The organism is Clostridium tyrobutyricum, from assembly GCF_019144085.1.
GTDB classification, from domain to species: Bacteria; Bacillota; Clostridia; order Clostridiales; family Clostridiaceae; genus Clostridium_B; species Clostridium_B tyrobutyricum_A.
Map to the genome: position 1 here is coordinate 110,853 of NZ_JAHHUY010000006.1, position 21,019 is coordinate 131,871.

Annotated in this window: 25 protein-coding genes; 24 read left to right on the forward strand and 1 reads right to left on the reverse strand. The window is 34.2% G+C overall.

Features of this window, described 5'->3' with window-relative positions; all coding sequences use genetic code 11:
- Nucleotides 1–87: 87 nt before the first annotated feature.
- The gene (locus tag KM800_RS04425) at nt 88–435 is read left to right on the forward strand and encodes a DUF1292 domain-containing protein (protein ID WP_217811968.1); all 348 of its coding nucleotides are present in this window, start codon (nt 88–90) and stop codon (nt 433–435) included.
- Between the two features lie 48 nt (nt 436–483).
- Here KM800_RS04425 and KM800_RS04430 read toward each other — a convergent pair whose 3' ends face one another.
- Entirely contained in the window at nt 484–1,128 is a 645-nt protein-coding gene (locus tag KM800_RS04430; protein WP_217811969.1) for an HAD-IB family hydrolase, read from the reverse strand.
- Nucleotides 1,129–1,256: 128 nt separating this feature from the next.
- On the opposite strand from KM800_RS04430, the gene KM800_RS04435 reads away from it, so the two are divergent.
- The 23 genes from KM800_RS04435 to KM800_RS04545 all read left to right on the forward strand — a co-directional run bounded on the left by KM800_RS04435 (nt 1,257) and on the right by KM800_RS04545 (nt 20,825).
- On the forward strand, nt 1,257–2,075 hold the full coding sequence (locus tag KM800_RS04435; protein WP_217811970.1) for an aminotransferase class IV: 819 nt from the start codon (nt 1,257–1,259) through the stop codon (nt 2,073–2,075).
- Nucleotides 2,076–2,085: 10 nt separating this feature from the next.
- Entirely contained in the window at nt 2,086–4,002 is a 1,917-nt protein-coding gene (locus KM800_RS04440) for a DUF342 domain-containing protein (protein WP_217811971.1), read from the forward strand.
- A 27-nt stretch (nt 4,003–4,029) separates the two neighbouring features.
- Nucleotides 4,030–4,479, forward strand: a complete 450-nt coding sequence (locus tag KM800_RS04445) for a chemotaxis protein CheW (RefSeq protein ID WP_217811972.1) — start codon at nt 4,030–4,032, stop codon at nt 4,477–4,479.
- Between the two features lie 19 nt (nt 4,480–4,498).
- Nucleotides 4,499–4,987, forward strand: a complete 489-nt coding sequence (locus tag KM800_RS04450; protein ID WP_217811973.1) for a chemotaxis protein CheD — start codon at nt 4,499–4,501, stop codon at nt 4,985–4,987.
- Nucleotides 4,988–5,005: 18 nt separating this feature from the next.
- Nucleotides 5,006–6,049, forward strand: a complete 1,044-nt coding sequence (locus tag KM800_RS04455) for a protein-glutamate methylesterase/protein-glutamine glutaminase (RefSeq protein WP_217811974.1) — start codon at nt 5,006–5,008, stop codon at nt 6,047–6,049.
- 11 nt (nt 6,050–6,060) lie between these two features.
- Nucleotides 6,061–6,828: a CheR family methyltransferase gene (locus tag KM800_RS04460; protein WP_217812003.1), complete on the forward strand. Its 768-nt coding sequence runs from the start codon at nt 6,061–6,063 to the stop codon at nt 6,826–6,828.
- A 12-nt stretch (nt 6,829–6,840) separates the two neighbouring features.
- Complete coding sequence (locus KM800_RS04465; RefSeq protein WP_217811975.1) at nt 6,841–8,910, forward strand: chemotaxis protein CheA; 2,070 nt, start codon at nt 6,841–6,843, stop codon at nt 8,908–8,910.
- 10 nt (nt 8,911–8,920) lie between these two features.
- Nucleotides 8,921–9,520, forward strand: a complete 600-nt coding sequence (locus KM800_RS04470) for a chemotaxis protein CheC (protein WP_217811976.1) — start codon at nt 8,921–8,923, stop codon at nt 9,518–9,520.
- A gap of 30 nt (nt 9,521–9,550) precedes the next feature.
- Nucleotides 9,551–9,910, forward strand: coding sequence for a response regulator (locus KM800_RS04475; protein WP_217811977.1), 360 nt, complete (start codon nt 9,551–9,553; stop codon nt 9,908–9,910).
- 25 nt (nt 9,911–9,935) lie between these two features.
- Nucleotides 9,936–10,346 carry a chemotaxis protein CheW gene (locus KM800_RS04480; protein ID WP_136710754.1) on the forward strand — a complete coding sequence of 137 codons (411 nt, stop codon included), beginning with the start codon at nt 9,936–9,938 and terminating at the stop codon, nt 10,344–10,346.
- 26 nt (nt 10,347–10,372) lie between these two features.
- A complete protein-coding gene (gene fliM, locus KM800_RS04485) occupies nt 10,373–11,368 on the forward strand; it encodes a flagellar motor switch protein FliM (protein ID WP_217811978.1) in 996 nt (331 codons plus the stop codon).
- On the forward strand, nt 11,361–12,515 hold the full coding sequence (gene fliY, locus KM800_RS04490; RefSeq protein ID WP_217811979.1) for a flagellar motor switch phosphatase FliY: 1,155 nt from the start codon (nt 11,361–11,363) through the stop codon (nt 12,513–12,515). The genes fliM and fliY overlap by 8 nt, the downstream gene beginning before the upstream one ends.
- Nucleotides 12,516–12,720: 205 nt before the next feature.
- Entirely contained in the window at nt 12,721–12,993 is a 273-nt protein-coding gene (gene flgM, locus KM800_RS04495; protein WP_217811980.1) for a flagellar biosynthesis anti-sigma factor FlgM, read from the forward strand.
- Nucleotides 12,994–12,999: 6 nt separating this feature from the next.
- Nucleotides 13,000–13,401: a flagellar protein FlgN gene (locus KM800_RS04500; RefSeq protein ID WP_217811981.1), complete on the forward strand. Its 402-nt coding sequence runs from the start codon at nt 13,000–13,002 to the stop codon at nt 13,399–13,401.
- A 16-nt stretch (nt 13,402–13,417) separates the two neighbouring features.
- On the forward strand, nt 13,418–15,289 hold the full coding sequence (gene flgK / locus KM800_RS04505) for a flagellar hook-associated protein FlgK (protein ID WP_217811982.1): 1,872 nt from the start codon (nt 13,418–13,420) through the stop codon (nt 15,287–15,289).
- Between the two features lie 20 nt (nt 15,290–15,309).
- Nucleotides 15,310–16,713 (forward strand): flagellar hook-associated protein FlgL, encoded by a 1,404-nt coding sequence (gene flgL, locus KM800_RS04510; protein WP_217811983.1) that lies wholly within the window; start codon nt 15,310–15,312, stop codon nt 16,711–16,713.
- An 11-nt stretch (nt 16,714–16,724) separates the two neighbouring features.
- Entirely contained in the window at nt 16,725–17,156 is a 432-nt protein-coding gene (fliW, locus tag KM800_RS04515; RefSeq protein ID WP_017895212.1) for a flagellar assembly protein FliW, read from the forward strand.
- Nucleotides 17,157–17,372 (forward strand): carbon storage regulator CsrA, encoded by a 216-nt coding sequence (gene csrA, locus KM800_RS04520; RefSeq protein WP_217811984.1) that lies wholly within the window; start codon nt 17,157–17,159, stop codon nt 17,370–17,372.
- Between the two features lie 30 nt (nt 17,373–17,402).
- Nucleotides 17,403–17,777 (forward strand): flagellar protein FlaG, encoded by a 375-nt coding sequence (locus tag KM800_RS04525; protein ID WP_217811985.1) that lies wholly within the window; start codon nt 17,403–17,405, stop codon nt 17,775–17,777.
- 15 nt (nt 17,778–17,792) lie between these two features.
- Complete coding sequence (locus KM800_RS04530) at nt 17,793–18,092, forward strand: hypothetical protein (protein WP_217811986.1); 300 nt, start codon at nt 17,793–17,795, stop codon at nt 18,090–18,092.
- Nucleotides 18,093–18,135: 43 nt separating this feature from the next.
- Nucleotides 18,136–18,516: a flagellar export chaperone FliS gene (gene fliS / locus KM800_RS04535; RefSeq protein WP_017895208.1), complete on the forward strand. Its 381-nt coding sequence runs from the start codon at nt 18,136–18,138 to the stop codon at nt 18,514–18,516.
- A gap of 50 nt (nt 18,517–18,566) precedes the next feature.
- The gene (fliD, locus tag KM800_RS04540) at nt 18,567–20,438 is read left to right on the forward strand and encodes a flagellar filament capping protein FliD (RefSeq protein ID WP_217811987.1); all 1,872 of its coding nucleotides are present in this window, start codon (nt 18,567–18,569) and stop codon (nt 20,436–20,438) included.
- 45 nt (nt 20,439–20,483) lie between these two features.
- Nucleotides 20,484–20,825: a hypothetical protein gene (locus tag KM800_RS04545; RefSeq protein WP_217811988.1), complete on the forward strand. Its 342-nt coding sequence runs from the start codon at nt 20,484–20,486 to the stop codon at nt 20,823–20,825.
- The last annotated feature ends 194 nt before the right edge of the window (nt 20,826–21,019 follow it).

Below are 21,019 nucleotides of genomic sequence, written 5' to 3' on the forward strand. Positions count from 1 at the left end.
TTTGAAAATTTTAAAAAAAGCTTTTATTATCTGTGTATTAAGGGTAAAATTAAAACATAACACATAAAAGGAGGTCCAAAGAGACTTATGAGTAATGAAAAATTAAAAGAATATGATGAAGATAAATCAGAATGCGGCTGCGGCTGCAATCATGAACATGAACACAACCATGAAGACTGCGGCTGCGGTTGCGAAGAACACGAACACGAAGGTCTAGCTGTAGAAATGGAAGATGAGAATGGAAAAATAGTTACATGTCATATAGTGGATGGATTTAAATTCAAGGAAGATGAATACGCAGTAGTTGATCATCCTGAAAGTGAAAGTGTATATTTGTTTAAAGTAGTTGGAGACGATGAAACAGCAGAACTTGTTCTTCCTAACGATGAAGAATTTGAAGAAGCATCAAAATACTATTCATCCTTGGAAGACTAATAAAAAATGAGTGCAGATATACTGTACTCATTTTTTTGATATGTTTTATTATTTCCAGTGAAGAACTTTTATGCTTTTCGTATCATTGCCCTTGAAATTTATCAGATAAGGATTGCCAACAAGTCTTAAAAGAGGCAAATCCGACAGTGAATCAGAAAACATATATGAATTTTCAAAATCCACTTCCATGTTTTTGCCCTTCAAATATTCCTTGAGACGTCTTACTTTTTCCTCTCCCTTGCAGTTCCTGCCTACTATTTTGTTGTGATAAACACCATTGGATTTCAAGAAAACAGTACCTATTATCTTGTCTACCTCAGGTAAATTGTATAGGGTATTTAAATAAAATTCTCCAGATGCGGATATTAAATATACCTTGCAATTTTCTGCCTTTAATTTTTTTATCTCCTCAATTGCATCTATATAGAATATCTTACTCAACCTTTTTTCGTAAAATTCATCTACAAAGGATTTCATGGTTTTTTCATCAATTCCATCAATAAATTTTATGAACAATTCCTTGGTCTTTTTAGCAGGCATAATTTTAATTACAAATAATAGTGCAGATAAAATACATACAGGAAAATATAAAATTATCCATGGGCGTTTTTTTATCATGAACAAATAGAATTCCAATAAAGTCTCCCTTTTGGTTATGGTAAAATCCACATCAAATATTGCAAGCTTTTCCAAATGATCACCTTTCTTTGCAGCGTATTTTTTATTATTAATATACCTATTATATAATAACATAATCCACTATTTAAAACTAAATAGAATTCTAATATGGATAATGATAAAATAATACGGAGGTGATTGCATTGAATAAATGCATTAATAAATTTTTTATATTAAATAATAATGTTAAAGTTTTGAGAGAATTTGAAGATAATAAAATAGAGACGGGAAAATCTTTATATGAAGTAATAAGAATAATAGATGGAAAGCCTCTGTTTCTAAAAAGACATCTGGATCGTCTGGAAAATTCAGCTAGAGTAACCGGACTTGAATTGTGGCTTGGAAGAGAAGAGATAAAACAGAGTATATTGAAACTAATAGAAAAAAACAATGTATGCATTGGAAATATAAAACTTGTATTTAATTTCAATGTAAAAAATAATTTTTTTGCATATTTCATAGATCATCATTATCCTGAACTTTCCGATTATGAAAATGGAGTTGATACCATACTTTATTTTGGAGAGAGGCAAAACCCAAATGCAAAGATTATAAATGCCGACTTTAGAAGACAGACAGATATTTTAATAAAGGAAAAGAATGTGTTTGAAGCTATATTGGTAGACCGAAATGGCAATATAACTGAAGGCAGCAGATCAAATATCTTTTTCGTAAAAGGGAAAAATTTGATTACGGCACCACTTAAACAGGTATTACCGGGTACCACAAGGCAGGTTATAATGGAAGCTTGCTCCAAAATAGGAATTGATGTAAAAGAATGCAAGATAAATTACAGGGATATAGATAGATATGATGCACTATTCATATCTGGAACGTCTCCAAAGGTATTGCCTGTAAAGTCAGTAGACAATATAAAATTCAATTCGTCCAAAAACAAAATTGTAATGGATGTGATGAAAGCATATGATGAAGAAATCAAGATGGATTTAAGCAATCTATAAGGAGAAAAATATGAAAAGATTATTTCAGGGAAATTCACTAAACAACTGTATTAAATTTGCCTGTAAAAAACTTAATATTGGAGAAGACAAGCTGAACTATAAGGTTCTCAAGGATGAATCATTTTTATTTATGAAAAAAGTAATTATAGAAGTTGAAATTCTGGAACATAATGCTGAAGCTCCAAATACAAATAATGGAAATTTAAAAATAGTAGAAGGCAGAATAATAGTTCATGATCCTGAAGAAGGTGGTACTCCTGCAGTTGTAAGAAAGGGAAGAAACATGACTCTTGCAGTTGATGGAAAAGATATAGGATCAGAGTCAGAGGTATTTGAAAACAGCAGTATAGAAGTTACTTTCCCGGAAGAAGAGGCTATAAGGCAGTTTAATATATATCTATCCGATGATAAAATGCAGGCCAGTGCCAAAATTGAATACAGCCCTAAAATCCTATATAAATTAAAGGATAGTGAAGAGAGTGGAATAATTGAGCTTGAATCTGAAATCAAGGGAAAAATCTATCCACCCAAATATACTGAATCTGAAATTACAGAACAACTTTCAAAAAATAAAATTGTATACGGTATAATAGATGAAAATTTTAAAAAACTGGCGGATGGCAGTGACAAACTCATAGTAGCACAGGGCAAAGCTGCTGAAGACGGCATAAGTGATTCCGTAGAGATAAAATTTCAAACATTTTCTAACCTTGAAGAAGATAAACAGGGAAATGTGGACTTTAAAAGTATAGGAAAAGTGGATTCTGTTAATAAAGGTGACATACTCGCCATAAAGCATACAGGAACTGGAGGTATATTTGGAAGTGATGTCAATGGAAAAGAGTTAAAACCTAAAGACGGGAAAAAGTTAAAAATAAAAGCAGGACCAGGTTGCCTTCTAAAAGATGAAAATACTATTATTGCAGCTATGAGTGGAAAGCCACATGTTAAAGGAAATACATTCTATGTTAAACGGGTACATGAAATAAATGGTGACGTGGATTTAAGTACTGGGAATGTATGCTTTCTAGGTGATGTAGAAGTCCATGGAAGCATAAAAGAAGGTATGTCTATAGAATGCGGCAGCAATCTTACTGTTGACAGAAATGTGGAAAGAGCAAAACTAAGTGCAAGAGGAAACATTCTTGTAAGAGGAAGTATAGTAGGTTCTAAAATATGTGCTGGAGGCGAAGATGTAAAAAATTTAAAATATCAGAAACACCTTGTAAAATTCAGTGAAGAACTTACAAATCTCATGAATTCCGTAAATGAAATAAAAATGTACAATTTACTCGGCAAGGAAAAAAAAGATGGTGAAATTATAAAAATACTTTTGGAGAATAAATTCAAGAATATAATAATGCTCTGTATAAATATAATTTCAGAAACAAATAGTAGTTCAGGTGGAAGTGAAGAAGACATATTGGTAAAGCTTATAAAATCAAAACTTATGGGAATGGCACCTATAAGCATAGAGAACTATTCTGAATTGGAGGAAATAGTACAATGTTCCAATTCAAAGATAGAGAAACTTAAAAATGCACTCAGGCTGCCTGTTAAATTGATATTATCCTATTGCCAGGATTCATATATAGAGAGTTCCGGAGATGTAATTGTATCCAGCAAGGGAGAGTATATTTCAAATATTATAGCAAACAAGTCCATTGAATTTACCCAACAGGGTTCTGTCGCAAGAGGAGGCACTCTTAGAGCAAAAAATGAAATAAAATGTAGAACTGTAGGAAGTGAAGCAGGGGTTACTACAAGACTTGAAGTGGAAAATAGCGGAAATATATGGGCTGATGTAGCCTATCACAATACAATATTCAAAATAGGCGGGAGAGAAATATTATTGGAATCTTCCAGCAAAAATGTACATGTCTATTTAAAAAATGGTAATATAGAATTAGATAAATTTGTACTATAATATAAATACATGTTGAGGAGGATATAGATGGAGGACAAAGAAATAAAAGTACTTGTATTCAATATAAATGGAGAATATTTTGCAGCTGATATTATGGAAATAGAGAGAATAATAGGTTATGAAGAACCTACTAAAATTCCGGATTCTCCGGATTTTGTAGAAGGTGTCATCAATTATTCCGGAAATATACTTCCTGTAATATCCCTAAGTAAAAGATTCAATTTAGGTGATAGTGAAAATAGAAGTCAGGCAAAAATCATTGTAACAAAACAGGACCAAAATAAAATAGGAATCATAGTGGATATAGTATCTGAGGTAAAAGATATAAATTCTTCTACTATAGAACCAGCTCCGGATATTGCAGCAGGAATATCAAAGAGATATATAAATGGACTTATAAAGATTGATGACAAGATAATAATATTTTTGAACATATCAAAGATATTGACCGAGGAAGAAAAACAGCTCATACAATAATAAATGGAAGGTGCGATATATGGATATAAAGCAGATAAAAGTAGGAATTGCAGATATGAATACTGCCGTATCTCCTGATATTATTATGACAATAGGACTGGGTTCGTGTGTAGGAATTGTCCTGTATGATGGAATAAATCGTATAGGAGGACTGTCGCATATAATGCTTCCTGACAGTACTCAGTTTAGTACTGTAAACAATTCTATGAAGTTTGCAGACCTTGCTATTCCAATGCTCATAGAAAAATTGGAGAAACTTGGTGCCAGAAAGATGAATTTAAAGGCAAAGATAGCTGGAGGCGCATCGATGTTCAAGTTCAAGGATAAAAGCATGATAATGGATATAGGAAATAGAAATGGAAATTCCGTAAAGCTAAATTTGAGTAAATACTCTATTCCCATAATATCTCAGGATCTGGGTGGGAATAAGGGACGAACAATGATATTTGATACATCCGATGGTTCTGTAAAAATAAAAACTGTTGGAGTTGGAATTAAAGAACTTTAAATAATCGGAGTGAATAATGTGAAAAAAATTAAAATTTTAGTAGTAGATGATTCAGCTTTGATGAGAAAAATAATTTCTGATATGATAAATGAGGAAGATGACATGGAGGTTGTTGGAATAGCACGAAATGGACAGGATCTCATGGATAAGCTTTCAAGTAAATACACAGGTGAAAATAAACCTGATGTTATAACTTTGGATGTAGAAATGCCAAAGATGAATGGGATACATGCACTGGAAGAGATGAAAAATAAAAATATAAATATACCTGCAATAGTATTGAGCAGTGTTTCCAGGGAAGGTGTAAAACTCACTATGGAATGTCTTCATGCGGGAGCCTTTGATTTTATAGCAAAGCCTTCTGGAAATATATCCAATATAAATGATGTGAAAAGCGAACTCGTTAAAAGAATAAGAGTGGCATCTAAAGGCAGAAATACAATAAAAATTTCAGAATTGAAAAGTAATCATAAAATAGTAGAAAACAGAAATATTGGAGCGATAGTAATAGGCGCATCTACCGGTGGTCCTAAAGCACTTTATTCCGTCATAACTAAATTACCTGAAAACCTGGGAGTGCCAACCATGGTAGTACAGCATATGCCGGCTGGATTTACAAAAGCCTTTGCAGAAAGATTAAATACAAATTCAAATCAAAAAGTAGTGGAAGCTGAAGACAATATGGAGATTAGGCCTAATACTATATATATAGCTCCAGGAGGATTTCACATGGAAGTATTCAAAGATAGAAAAATACATTTGAACAAGGAACCTGCCATTTGGGGTGTCAGGCCTGCAGTGGATAAATTATTCATTTCAGCTTCTGAAGTATATGGTAAAAATCTTGTAAGTGTGGTTCTAACAGGTATGGGAAAAGATGGAGCAGATGGAACTTCACATGTAAAGGACAATGGAGGAATTACCATATCCCAGGACGAATCCACCTGCGTCATATACGGTATGCCAAAAGCTGCTTACTCTACAGGCAAAGTGGATATGGTCTTGAAACTGGATAAAATAACAGATGAACTAGTGAAACTAGTACACAGCAGCAGGAGGTAGATTTTATGACAATGGATATGGAATATTTTAAGCATTGGGTATTTAAGGAATTCAATATTGATCTGTCTGCATATAAACCAAACCAGCTTCATAGGAGAATAAACAGTCTTATGTCAAGAGTTGGAGTGAAAAGTATAGAGGAGTACATAGCACTTTTGAAAAAAGACAGGGATCAGAAACAGAGATTTCTGGATTTTATAACTATAAATGTTTCCGAGTTTTTTAGAAATCCTGAAATATTTGAGGAACTTAAAAATAAATTGCAGGGGGAACTTTTAAAAAACAACGGCACTCTTAAAATATGGAGTGCAGCTTGTTCTATTGGAGCCGAACCCTATTCGGTAGGTATTTATCTTAGGGAATTGACACCTTCTAAAAGACATACTATAATTGCAACTGACCTGGATAATACAATAATTGCAAGAGCAAAACAGGGAGAATACTCCGAGCAGGAAATAAAAAACGTAAAAAAACAATATTTAGATAAATATTTTGCAAAAAAAGACGATAAATATATTATAAGCCCAAAAATAAAAGAGCTTGTTACTTTTAAAAAGCATGATCTTATATTGGACAGGTATGATACTAACTTTGACCTTATAATATGTAGGAATGTAGTTATATATTTTAATCAGGATATAAAGGAAAGAATATATGAAAAATTCAGTAAATCCTTGAAAAAAGGAGGATTACTCTTTGTTGGAGCTACTGAAAGTATATATAATTATAAAAATTATGGCTTTGAAAAAGCTTCTACATTTATGTATAGGAAGCTATAAGGGGGAAATAGAATGGATACATCACAGTATATGTCCATGTTCCTGGAAGAAGGAATGGATAATTTACAGACTTTGAATGATTCACTGCTTCAACTTGAAAAGGAACCTGATAATATAGATAAAGTAAATGAAATCTTCAGGGTAGCACATACCATAAAGGGAATGTCTGCAACTATGGGATTTAATAAGATGGCGGAATTGACCCACAAAATGGAGGATGTACTGTCTGAATTCAGAAATGGAGAGCTTAAAGTAACTAAAGATGTAGTTACAGTCCTTTTTAAATGTCTTGACACATTGGAACAGATGCTTAAAAATATAGAAGATGGAGTTGATGACAATACTTCTATAGACGGTATTATGGAAGAACTTGAAAAAATAGCTGACAATGCAAAAGGCGGTCAATCTGAACCAAATGAAGAAGAAAAAACTGAAGAAGAAGACCATGGAAATAATTCTGAATCTGTAGTAGAATTAAATGAATATGATATTAATGTAATTAAACAAGCTAATGACAAAGGGTATAGTGCTTATGAAATAGTTATAGAATTGAGTGAAAATACTCTTTTGAAATCAGCCAGGGTATTTCTTATATTCAAGAGCCTTGAAGAAATTGGAGAGATTATAAAGTCTGTTCCTGGAACTGAAGATCTGGAAAATGAGAATTTTGACTTTGAAGTTCAGGTAGTCATATTGTCTACCAAAAAGTCGGATGAAGTTAAAAATATATTGATGAATATATCTGAAGTGGACAGTGTCTCGGTAAATGGCATTGATATAGATGCAGAAAAGAAAAAGAAAATCAACGAGGAAGTTGAAGTAAAGCCAAAGCCTGCAGATATAGCCAAACAGGATACAGCTAAAAAAGTGGAAGAAAAAAAAGCTGAAACTACTGCAAAACCAAAGCCAAAAGCAAAGGCGGCACCAAAGAAAAATCAGAAACCCCATAAAAAAGTTCATCAATCTGTAAGGGTTGATCTTGAAAGATTGGATAAATTTATGAACATGGTGTCTGAGCTTGTAATACACAGAACAAGGCTTGAGCAGATAAGCAGCAATTACAAGTCTACTGAATTAAATGAAACACTGGAACAGGTGGCAAGGACCACTTCGGACCTTCAGGATTTGGTAATGAAGATAAGGATGCTTCCACTTGACACAGTTTTCAGTAGATTTCCAAGACTTATAAGGGATCTTTCAGTTGAACTTGACAAGGAAATGGAACTTGTAATTCAGGGAGCGGATACAGAACTTGACAGAACAGTAATAGATGAAATAGGAGATCCACTTCTGCACCTTATAAGGAATTCAGCTGATCACGGTATTGAGTCAAAAGAAGAAAGACTTAAAGCTGGAAAGAACCCTGTAGGTCAGGTAAGATTGATTGCCTATCAGGAGGGAACTCAGGCTGTTATAAAAGTAGAGGACGATGGAGCAGGTATAAATGTAGAGAGAGTCAGGGAAAAAGCTGAAAGTATAGGCATTGATACTTCTGGAATGCCTGAAAAAGATATTAAAAATCTCATATTCATGGAGGGATTCAGTACAAACAAGGAAGTAACAGACATATCAGGAAGAGGAGTTGGTATGGATGTAGTAAAGAACAAGATAGCTGCCTTGAATGGTACTGTAGATCTTATAAGTGAACATGGAAAAGGATCTTCCTTCATAATAAGGCTTCCACTTACACTTCAGATAATTCAAGCACTGCTTGTAAAAGTTGGAGAGGAAACCATGGCAATATCTCTTGGCTACATAGACAGAGTCATAAATTACAATGATGATATTGTAAAAATGTCAAACAACAAAGAGATTATAATATATAATGGAAACATAATACCTTTTGTAAGAGTTTATGACAGACTGGGACTTGAAAAGTCAGATGAAAAGAAGAACTATATAGTCATAGTAAAAGTTGGAGAGAAGACAGTAGGGATTATGGTGGATTCACTTCTTGGACAAAAGGAGATTGTAATAAAACCTCTTGGGAAAACTCTTAATTCCATGAAGGAGTACATAGGAGCTACAATACTTGGAGATGGTCTTGTAACACTTATACTAGACGTTTCAGCACTTGTTTAGGAGGAATAAAATGGATTATAGTAGTCTTAGTCCAATGCAGATTGATGCATTGAAGGAAGTTGGAAATATAGGTACGGGAAATGCTGCAACAGCATTATCACAGCTTTTAAACAAAAAAGTGGATATGACAGTACCATCCATAAATATATTGCCTTTTAACAAGGTATTTGAAAGTGTTGGTGAAGATCAGATAGTAGTTGGAGTAATTCTAAGAATTCTCGGTGATACACCGGGAAATATACTTTTTATATTTGATAAAAAAACAGCGCTGGATATGGTGGCCAGTTTAACAGGCCAAAAATCAGATGAACTGACTGAAATGGGAAATTCAGCTATATGTGAAATAGGAAATATAATAGGTACTTCCTATATGAATGCAATAGCTAGATTTACAGGCCTTGTTATAACACCATCAGTTCCTGCAGTTACCTATGATATGTTGGGGGCAATATTGTCTACTACATTTATAGAATCAGGACAATTTGATGAAAATGTTCTAGATATAGAAACTCTGTTTGTAGAAGATAATTCAGAAATAAATGGACATTTTTATTATATTCCTATGCCGGGCTCTCTTGAAAAGATATTAAGTAGTCTAGGCGTAGCATAACAATAGTAATGAAAATATGGAGGGAAAAAAATGGCTAAAGTATTAATTGTAGACGACGCTGCTTTTATGAGAATGATGATAAAGGACATATTGGAAAAAGGTGGATTTGAAATTGTAGGAGAGGCTAACAACGGTTTAAAGGCAGTTGAACTTTTCAAAAAAGAAAAGCCTGATGTAGTTACAATGGATATAACAATGCCTGATATGGATGGTATTGAAGCTGTAAAAGCTATAAAAGAATTCGACCCTGCTGCAAAAGTTATAATGTGCTCTGCAATGGGTCAGCAGACCATGGTTATGGATGCCATAAAAGCTGGAGCAAAGGATTTTATAGTAAAGCCTTTTCAGCCTGATAGAGTAATTGAGGCTGTAACTAAAGTAGTTGGATAGTATAAAACTTGGAGGTGTTACTTTTATGCAGGTTGTCATATTTAGATTGAACAAGGAGCAGTTTGCCGTAGAAACTTCAAAAGTTCAGAGTATAAACGATGCTATGAAGATAACGAAAGTTCCGAAAGCCCCTGCTCACATAAAGGGAATTATCAATTTAAGAGGAAATGTTATATCCATTTTGGATATAAATCTGCTTATGGATGTTGCCAAACAGGAAAACAATGAGAACAGTGAAGAAAGTATAATAATTCTTGAAATGGAAGATGAACTGGTAGGCATAGTTGTAGATCAGGTAGACGAAGTTCTTGATTTAGATGAAAGCATTATTGAAAAGATAAGTGATGATAATAGAAAAGCATATGTGCAGGGAATAATAAATTTTAAAGACAAAGTAGTTACACTAATAGATATTGACAAACTTTTTTCAAACTAGAATTTTGTAGGAAATGAGGGAAGAGAATGGCAGATGTATTATCACAGAGTGAGATAGATACCCTTCTAGCTGCCTTGTCTACTGGGGAACTTACTCCAGATGAAGTACCTGAAGAAGAAGAAAAGCAAAAGGTAAAGCCTTATGACTTTAGAAGTCCTCAGAAGTTTTCCAAGGAGCATATAAGGACTCTTGAACTTATCCATGACAACTATGCCAGGATAATTTCTAACTATCTGACTGCTCAGGTAAGAACAAATGTGAAAGTAAAGGTTGAATCCGTACAGCAGATTACATATGAGGAATTTATCCATTCTGTGCCGAATCCTACTATTTTGACCATATTCAAAATGCCGCCTTTAAGCGGTTCAGTACTGTTTGAGATAAATCCTCAATTCGTTTTTGAAATAATAGACCTGCTTCTTGGAGGAAGCGGTCAGGGAAAATTCAAGTCCAGAGAATTTACAGACATAGACAAAAACATAATAAAAGTAGTAAATGAAGGACTTATATCAAACTTAAAACTTGCCTGGGAAGATGTAATGGAAGTAGAAACTGAAGTGGAAGGAATAGAGACAAACCCTGCATTAAATCAGACTCTGGCACCAAATGATCCGGTAGCTCTTATAACATTTTCTGTAGAAATGGGTAAGAATACTACCTTCATCAACATATGCATACCTTATTTGAGTATAGAAAAGGTACTTGACAGATTAGTCGTACAGTACTGGTTTCAGGACAGTGATGAAAAGGTAGTTGGAGAATCACGTGAGAAGCTGAGGGACAGGTTGAATATAGTTGAAATGAATCTTTCATGTGTTCTAGGTACAGTAGATGTCACTGTAGAGCAGTTTCTACATTTAAACTCAGGTGACATACTGAATTTAAATGAGAAAACTACCGATCCAGTCAAATTGATGGTGGAAGACCATGTATACTATTATGGAAGACCTGGTACTATTGGAAAAAATATGGGCGTGGAGATACTAGATATAATAGATAAGGATGTGGAAGATTATGAGTAACGATAATGACAAGGGATTTCTTTCTCAGGAAGAAATAGACGCACTTTTAAACGGCGGAGAAAGTAAGGGAGAAGCTAAAGAAGAAGCGACGGAACTATCAGACGTAGAAAAAGATCTTCTGGGGGAAGTTGGCAATATATCCATGGGTTCTGCATCCACAGCACTTTCAACAATAATAAACCAACCCGTAAATATAACTACTCCAGTTGTATCAGTAACTAATTTAAATGACTTGAAAAATGAGTTTAAAGTTCCAAACATTGCTCTGGAAGTAAAATATACAAGCGGAATAGTAGGAGAAAATCTACTGGTAATTGCAGTAAAGGATGCAGCTGTAATCGCGAATTTCATGATGGGCGGAGATGGAACACTGAAAGATAATGAGGCAAAAGAACTTTCTAAAATTCAGGAAAGTGCCGTATCCGAGGCAATGAACCAGATGATAGGATCTGCCGCAACATCAATGGCCACCATGTTTACAAGGGAGGTAAATATATCACCTCCAAAATCACGGATATGGACTGACGTAACAGAACCACTTACAGAAGCAATAGAACCAGATGAACCTATTGTAAGAGTATCATTTTCACTTAAGATAGGAGATCTTGTAGATAGCAGCATAATGCAGATACTACCGGTAGCTACAGCAAAGAAGATAGTTTCCATAATGATGGGCCAGGAAAAAACTGACAAGCTTTCTGAACAAGAACAGGAAACTCCAAAACAGGAGACACCAAAACAAAAAGCTGTATCTGAAACAGCTGCAAGTACTGAAACAAAGCCGGAACCAAAACAGCAGCCACCTATAAAAGAAAAACCTATAGAAGTTCAACAGGCAGCCTTTCAGCCCCTTGAATCTCAAGGTGATACGGAAGTAGTACCTAAAAATATAGATCTGATAATGGATGTTCCACTTCAGATTTCAGTAGTACTTGGAAGAACGAAGAAGAAGATAAAGGACATATTGAACCTGGGTACCGGTTCTCTCATAGAGTTGGATAAACTGGCTGAAGAGCCTGTGGAGATACTTGTAAACGGCAAGAAGGTTGCCTATGGAGAAGTAGTCGTAATAGATGAAAATTTTGGAGTGAGGATAACCGGTATAGTAAGTAATGAAGAGAGAATAAAATCACTTCACACTTCTTAGTTCATCAGTATATTTGGAAAGGAATTTCTAAATATACTGTTTTTTAATTTAATTTATAATTAAATTAACTATTGTATTAACATACAAAATTAACTGTCAATATAAATATTAATTGGATAAAATACTATAAATATTAATAGATTATAATCGATAATACTAATAACGATATATAAAACTTTGAAATAAAAAGTTAGGGGTGTGTTTTATGAAGATTAATGGAATCAACTCAAACAATATAATAAATCTTTATAGAGAAGTCAACAAAACAAAAGATTTGACAGCTAAAGCGGAAAATAGAGATTCCATTCAAATATCATCCATGGGAAAGAGGTTAAGCTCTTATATGCTGGATGACAAGAGTATAGATTCTAAAGACAAGGTTGAAAGTATAAAGAAAGCAATATCAAATGGGACTTACAAGGTGGATGCCAAACTTGTAGCACAGAAAATACTGGATAATATGAAAGGTCAGGTATAGAGAAGTATGGAATTAAGTGAAATCATGTCCAATGAATATGACGTACTCAAAAAACTATATGCATCTTTAGTTGATCAGAATAGATATCTTATAAAAAGAGAAGTATTTTCTCTTGATAAAATAGTAAAGGTTATAGAGAGCAACAGCAAGAGTGTTGCCAGGTGTGAAATTGAAAGAAGAAAGATTACGGGAAACAGATCCATGAGAGAAGTAATCAAAGGATCAGAAGATGAAAAGCTAGGAAAACTATATGAAGAAATAGTGGAGCTTATTGAAAAAATACAGTTCCAAAAGGACACAAACGAGGCACTTATAAAACAGTGGCTTGGATTTACCACACAGATGTTAAGGGCAATTAATCCAGGGAGACAGCCTGCAACATACAATGCACTTGGAAGAAACAGATAAAAGAGGAGGTTATTAAATGCCCGGTTTATTTTCCATATTCAATACGGCAAAGAGCGGACTTTTTTCGCAGCAGACAGCAATAAATGTAACATCTCACAATATAGCAAATGCAAATACAGATGGATATTCAAGACAGAGGGCAAACATGGTTACCACTACCCCATATACAATGCCAAGTATGAATGGAGCATCAGGCGCAGGACAGCTTGGTACGGGAGTAACTGTTGAGTCTATACAGAGGATAAGAGACAATTTTCTGGACTATCAATTCAGGGTACAAAACAGTATAAGTGGTCAGTACTCGGCACAGGATAAAATTTTAAGTCAGGTTGAAAATGTACTGAACGAGCCAACGGATACGAGTATATCCAGTCTTTTAAGTGGCTTTTTTACATCCTGGCAGAGCTTATCAACATCATCTCAAAATGCAAGTACGGTAGCCCAGCAGGCATACCAGCTTACAAATGATTTGAACAATGTATCTTCACAGCTTACAAAGATTAAAAGTGACACCAATACTGAACTTAAGAGTACGGTAGGTACTGTAAATGGATATATTAAACAGCTCAATCAGTTGAACCAGCAAATACAGAGTGTAGAGATAGCGGGCCAGAATCCAAATGACCTTATGGACAGCAGGGACTTGATATTGGACAAATTAAGCAGTGAATTTGGAATAAGTGTTACAGAAACAGAAAATGGAGGAATCAATGTAACTACAGCAGATAGTGCTACAAGTAAAGTTGATGGCGACAATGGAATTGCACCTATAGGCTCAGATGGAAAGCCTGTAAATATAGTACAGACGGTGAATTCTTCAGATACCCAGGCATCTACATTTTCATATGTATCCGCAATAGAGAAAAACGATGATGGAACTTATAATGTTACTTATTATAAAAAGGGAGATACCACTACAGATGCTAATAAGGTTACTTTAACTGTAAACATGACAGAGGATCAGGCCAAGGAACTTGACGAGTGCAGAGTACTTTGGGCAGATAGTAATGGAGTTGCTTACAGTGTGGATAGTGACAATCAAATAATAGATGACCCTATAGAAAATTTCAGCCAACTGGCACTTTTCAAGCCGCCAGCAGGAGAACTAAAAGGATATATGTCAGTTCAGAGTAAGGTAGATGAATATCAGGATACACTCAATAAATTTGCAAAATCTCTGGCACTTTCCGTAAATGCAATAATAAGTCAGAGCAGCACTTTTGTAGTGGACAATCCTACAGATGGTTCAGGAGAAGGCGGCATAAACAATTTCTTTGTAAATGGAGACCAGAAGGATTCATCCAAATATTCAGCAACTGATGAAAATAATATAACGGCAGCCAATATAACTTTGAATGTAGCTATACTGAATGATCCATCCAAGATAAAGGTGGCAAGCAAATATGATTCAAATGGTGATGCAGTAGGCTCAACTACAGACGGAAACAGGGCTCTTGCTGTAGCACAACTTGCCAACAGCCTTATGAATATTTCAGGATTAAATATAGCTGAGGATGATAGTGCTTCTGATCCTGGGGATACCAGAGATGATAGAAGTGACCTTGTTAAAAATATTTTTACTTCAAACAGTGATCTTGGAAATGTATATTCTATTGGAAATGCTATAGGTGGTTCTACAATTGACAACTACTACGATGATCTGGTAAATAAAATTGGAAGTGACGAGCAGGAATCGAAGAACATGGTAACCTATGAAGCTACACAACTTTCAAATTTTGATCAATCAAGAGAATCTGTTTCAGGTGTCTCCATGGATGAAGAGATGACCAATCTTATTCAGTTTGAGCACTGCTATCAGGCAAATGCCAAGATGATATCTACGGTAGATGAACTTTTGGATGTAGTAATAAACGGACTTAAGAAATAATAGAAAAGGGGGAATTAATTTTGAGAATAACAAATAAATCCATATCCAATAATTTTCTTACGGATATGCAGAAAAATTTACAGAATCTAAGTAAAGTTCAGCAGCAGATGTCTTCCATGAAGAACTTTTCAAAGCCTTCAGATGACCCTCTGAATGTTGAAAGATCCATGCAGATGCAGACTTCATTAAATGCGACAAACCAGTATTATTCCAATATAACTTCTTCATTGAGTTGTATGCAGACTACAGATACTACACTGGGACAGCTTGGAACAGTCCTTACAAATGTAAGAAGTGACCTTGTAAAGGCGGGAAATGCAGGATATACCCAGGATGAACGAGACAAGGTAAATGATGAAGTAAAACAGTATGTATCACAGTTCGCACAGATTTTAAATACCAATTTGGGAGGAGAGTACATATTTGGTGGTACACAGGGACTTTCAAAACCAGTTACAACTACAACTGATGCAGATGGAAATGTATCCATTGAATATGCAGATGCCCAAGGCAATGTGGTAGACTCCATTCCTGAAGTTGTTTCAAGCGGATTTGATATATCCAATTGGAGTAATCAAACTATAAAATTTACTATGGAAAATCCAGAAGATCCATCTAATCCTACAGAAGTTAACGTAAATACTCTGGATACATCAGATGGTAAGAAAACTGTGGATGACGTAGTGAAGGATTTAAATAATAAAATCCAGAAGTCTGATCTTAAAGACAGTGTAAGTGTAGTCAAAACCGATGATGGAAATATAAAATTTCTGGCGGTACACAGCAGTGATGATATAAAGGTATCTACAAGTATAACTGATATGGCAAAAGTAAATGGAAAGCAGCTTTCCAATGTGGACATGGCAAACATAGGAGCAGACAAGACTATAGAAGTTTCCCAGGGAGTAGTGCTTGATTACAATGCTACTGCATCAGCTGTTATGCAGTATGGAGAAAACAACAACAATGCCATTAATGACGACAATGTAAAGGCACTTATGAATAGAATTCAACATCATCTGGCAGGACAAGTGCTCGATATGGATAGTGCTTCAGACACATATACGGAAGGTTCTGAAAAAGTAGTTGATTCTGATGGTAATATTAAATATTATACATGGAAAGATGATGAGGATGCTGCAACGAAGGAACTTACAGGACAGGACCTTACTGACATTGATGCAGCCTCAAAAGGATTACTTAAAGTTCGTTCTCAGGTAGGTGCAAAGGAAAAGAGAATGGAGGCACTTCAGGATCAGAATAAATCTTCAAAATTGAATATTCAGGAGACTCTCTCACAAACCGAGGATATAGATTTGACACAAAAGACTATAGAATATTCTACAATGATTACGGTGTATCAGGCCTGTCTCCAAACGGCAGCAAAAGTAATGCAACCTACACTTATGAATTACCTGAGTTAAAGGAGTAAATTATGGAGTTAAAAACAAAATACCATGGAGTTCTAAATTATGAAGAAAAAGATGTAATAATTTTTAAAAAGGGAATTCCTGGTTTTGATAAATTAGAGAAATTTATTTTAGTACCTGCAGAGGAGAACAGTCTTTTTGGTATACTTCAATCAATTGAAGATACAGATATAGGTATTGTAGTAGCTTCACCATTCAATGCATGTAAAAATTATGAATTCGATATAGATGATGACAAGATGTCTGAACTGAATATAAAGGATAACAAGGATGTACTTGTAGTAAATACAGTAACTTTGAATTCAAAACTTGAAAATATAACAATTAACTTGAAAGCTCCCATAGTTATAAATACAAATGATAAGATTGGGGAACAATTAATACTGGATAATGTAGATTATCCAATAAAATACCCACTGTTTAAGGGGGAAGTTTAATTGTTGGTAATAAGCAGGAAAAAAGGAGAATCACTTCTCATAGGTGATGATATAGAGATAACAGTTTCCAAAATTGAAGACGGTACTGTAAAGTTATCCATATCAGCACCTAAAAGTGTAAAGATACTTAGAAAAGAACTTTATAAAGAAGTGGAAATGGAAAATAAAAATGCTCTTGCAAGGGATATGAGTATATTAAAGAAATTTAAAAAATAGAATAGTGTAAATTATAAAGAGGTGTTTAGCATGGAAGTTATGGGTATGAGTCAAGGAGGACGACAGCCTTTGGAATTAAATACATCTATTGAAACTGCTAAAGTTTCAGGGGATATATCCTCAACAAATAATATTAATGTGGATCAGAAGGCATTACAAAACAGAGATGGAAAAAATACAACGGCTAAAAGTACAAAAGATGCTGTGGATCATGCAAATAAAATACTGGATGATACACAGACACATTTAAAATTTGAGATATATGGAAAATTCAATGACGTAGTAGTACAGGTAGTAGATGATGACACAAACAAGGTAGTGCGTGAAGTACCTCCAAAAAAATTAATAGACATGGTGGAAAAATTTTGTGAACTGTCCGGTTTTTTTATGGACAAGAAAGCTTGATTGGGGGAATTTATTATGGAATTCAGATTAAATAAGATAGACCCTGATGTAAGACAGAGAATAAAAGAAACTACAAGTGCAGGAAAAGTTCACAATAAAACTGGAATAGTCATAAACAAAGACTACAAGGACAGAGGCAAGGACAAATATGGAGATTTTGAAAAAGAACTAAGCAAATATAAAGGCAAAAATAAAAAGCGTATTTTTGTAGAGGCTAGTAAAGTAGAAGAAGTAAAAGTAAATGCCTTCAAGGGAGAAGGAGAAACTATTTCAAAAGACGATAAAAGAGGAAATATACTGGACGTTAAGAAATGATTCACAATTCACAATTGCGAATTGAAAAAAGGAGGCCTAATATATGTATGCAGCCAATGGTTATAGCACATATAGGAACAATAGCGTAAATTATGCATCAAAGGATCAGCTGCTCTTAATGCTGGTAGATGGTGCAGTTAGATTTGCCAAGATAGGAAGACAGGCAATACTTGATAAAGATATAAACAAAGCACACGAAAATATAGTAAAGGCTGAAAATATATTTTATGAACTCATAGCAACACTTGATGTGTCCAAAGCAGGAAATTGGGGACAATCCCTTATGAGTGTATATGACTTTATAGTGAGAAGACTTACAGATGCCAATATGAACAAAGATGCAGCTATAATGGATGAAGTAATGCCACTAATAGAAAATGTGAAAGATACCTGGGAACAGGCATACAAGGTTTCAAAGAAATAATTCACAGTTAAGAATTAACAATTGTGAATTGAAAAAAGGGAGGTATAAACATGGCAGATAGTACAAGCAGCATGCCAGTAGGTACAACCGGTGCCGGTGGTGGAAACATGCTTAGAATTACGGGACTTAACACAGGTCTTGATGTAGATGCAATGGTAAAGAAGATGCTTACAGCAGATCAGACTAAGATAGACAATGCAAAGAAGCAGCAGCAGCTTATTCAGTGGAGGCAGGAAGCATATCAGAGTATAATAAAGGATGTAAAAGATCTTCAGAGTGCCTATTTTGATGTTACAAACAGTTCTAATTATCTATTATCTTCTAACAGTTACAATAATATGATGGCAACAAGTTCAGATGCTACTATAGCTAGTGCAAAGGCATCAGCAACGGCAGTTGCAGGGACATATAAAATAAAAGTAGATAAGCTGGCACAGGCAGCCACTATTTCTGGAAATCAATATTTGGTAAATGATGTATCTAAATGGAATAGTGGAAGCATAACCATTGATGGTACGACTATAAATTTAGATGATTCATCGACTTCGGCATCAGAGTTGGTAGATAAAATTAATAGTAGTATACAATCCTCAGATTTGAGTGGAAAAGTAACAGCTTCTTTGGCAACATCTGATGGAAAAGATTATATAAAATTTACTTCGACATCAGAAAATACTATATCAGTGTCTTCATCAGATATAGATGATATAGGATCAAAATCTTCAAGTACTAAATTGACTGAATTAGGAATTGATATTGGAAGTTATTCTTTAAGTTTAAATGGTTCATCTTTTGATATTAATGTAACTGATTCATCTACTATTCAGGATTTTGTAGATTCTATAAAAAACGGAACAGATGGGAAAGTCACTGCAAGGTTTAATGAGCTTACAGGACAGTTTTCTATTCAGACAGCAGCTACAGGAAGCAGTGCAGCACTTTCTATTACTGGTGATACCGGTATCTTAAATAAACTAGGATTAGAGATAGGTAAAACCGCAACTGGTACTGATGCAAAAGTTAGCATAAAAGAGCCAGGTTCCAGCGAATATATTAATACTACGCAGAGTTCAAATAATTTTACTGTAAATGGAGTCAGCTACAGTATTACTGAAGAAACCACTGATCCTGTCAGTATATCAGTAACCAAGGATACTTCAAAAGTACATGATCTTATTACAAATTTTATAGACAAGTACAATAATCTAATTGGAGAAATACAGGACAAGCTTTCTGAGAAAAAAGATTATGATTATTCACCTCTTACAGATACACAGAAAAGCAGTATGAGTGATACGGATATAACAAATTGGGAAACTAAAGCCAAACAAGGTATACTCAGAAATGATGATAATTTGGAACAATTGCTAAATAATCTTACAAGTGCATTTAGTAGCCCCGTTGTAGATAGCAATAATAAAAATGTATCTACACTATATTTTGGAAATATAGGCTCAAATTCTATAGGAATAGATACATCAAACGATGTTACTCAGGGAGGAAAGCTCAGTATAGTTGATGATGCTAAATTTACAGATGCACTTACCAATCATGCTGATGAAATAATGAAACTCTTTACAACAACTTCTGATAATACAAATTCGACTGATAAATTTAATCAATCGGGGATTTTTCAGAGAATAAATGACATAGTCAACAGCAATGTAGGAATAATAGGTACTACATTAAACAGTGGTACACTTACGAAGTATGCCAACCTTCAAGATGATTATAGTGTTTCAGGTGGGAGTGGTACGGGAACACTTCCTGATCAGATATATACACAGCAGCTTCTTATAAATACACTTACAGACAGGATGAATGATGACCAGACTAAATATTACAATCAGTTTACAACACTTGAAACTGCCATGGAACAGTTAAATGCCCAGCAGTCAACTCTATCTATGTACCTTAGCTAATATTCAAATAAATAACAAATAATCTAAGGCTTAGGAGATTTTAACATGTTAAAAAATGTAGAAGATGTATTGACGAGTTATAAAAAATGTACAGAGCATATTGTTGAAATTCTTAAAAGAGAGGAATTTGATTCTCTTAAAGGTGAAATGGAGAAAAGACAGTGTATTTTGAATGAACTAATTTCCGAGACTAACAAAAAATCTGAAACTAAGAAAATTTATGAGAAGATGCATATAGGAGAAATTGAAGCAGAAGCACAGAAAATTATGAAAAATAAGGCACTATTGATAAAAAAAAAGCTTAAAAATATATCTGTAAACAAGACTGCAAGCAATGCCTATGGTAGTATAGGAAGTTCAGCTAAAATATTCAGTAAAAAGATATAAAGTATGATATCATACAGACGATAAATATAATATAAATTATTAATAAATAATAATTAAAAATAAAAAATAAATTTTTAAAATAAGTGTAAAGTTTAATCTAAGATAGGCGATAAATTGAATGTAATTAGCTTGAAAGCTTAATTATAAATAAAAATGTGGACAAGGATGTCCAATACAAAACTCAAGGAGGAATA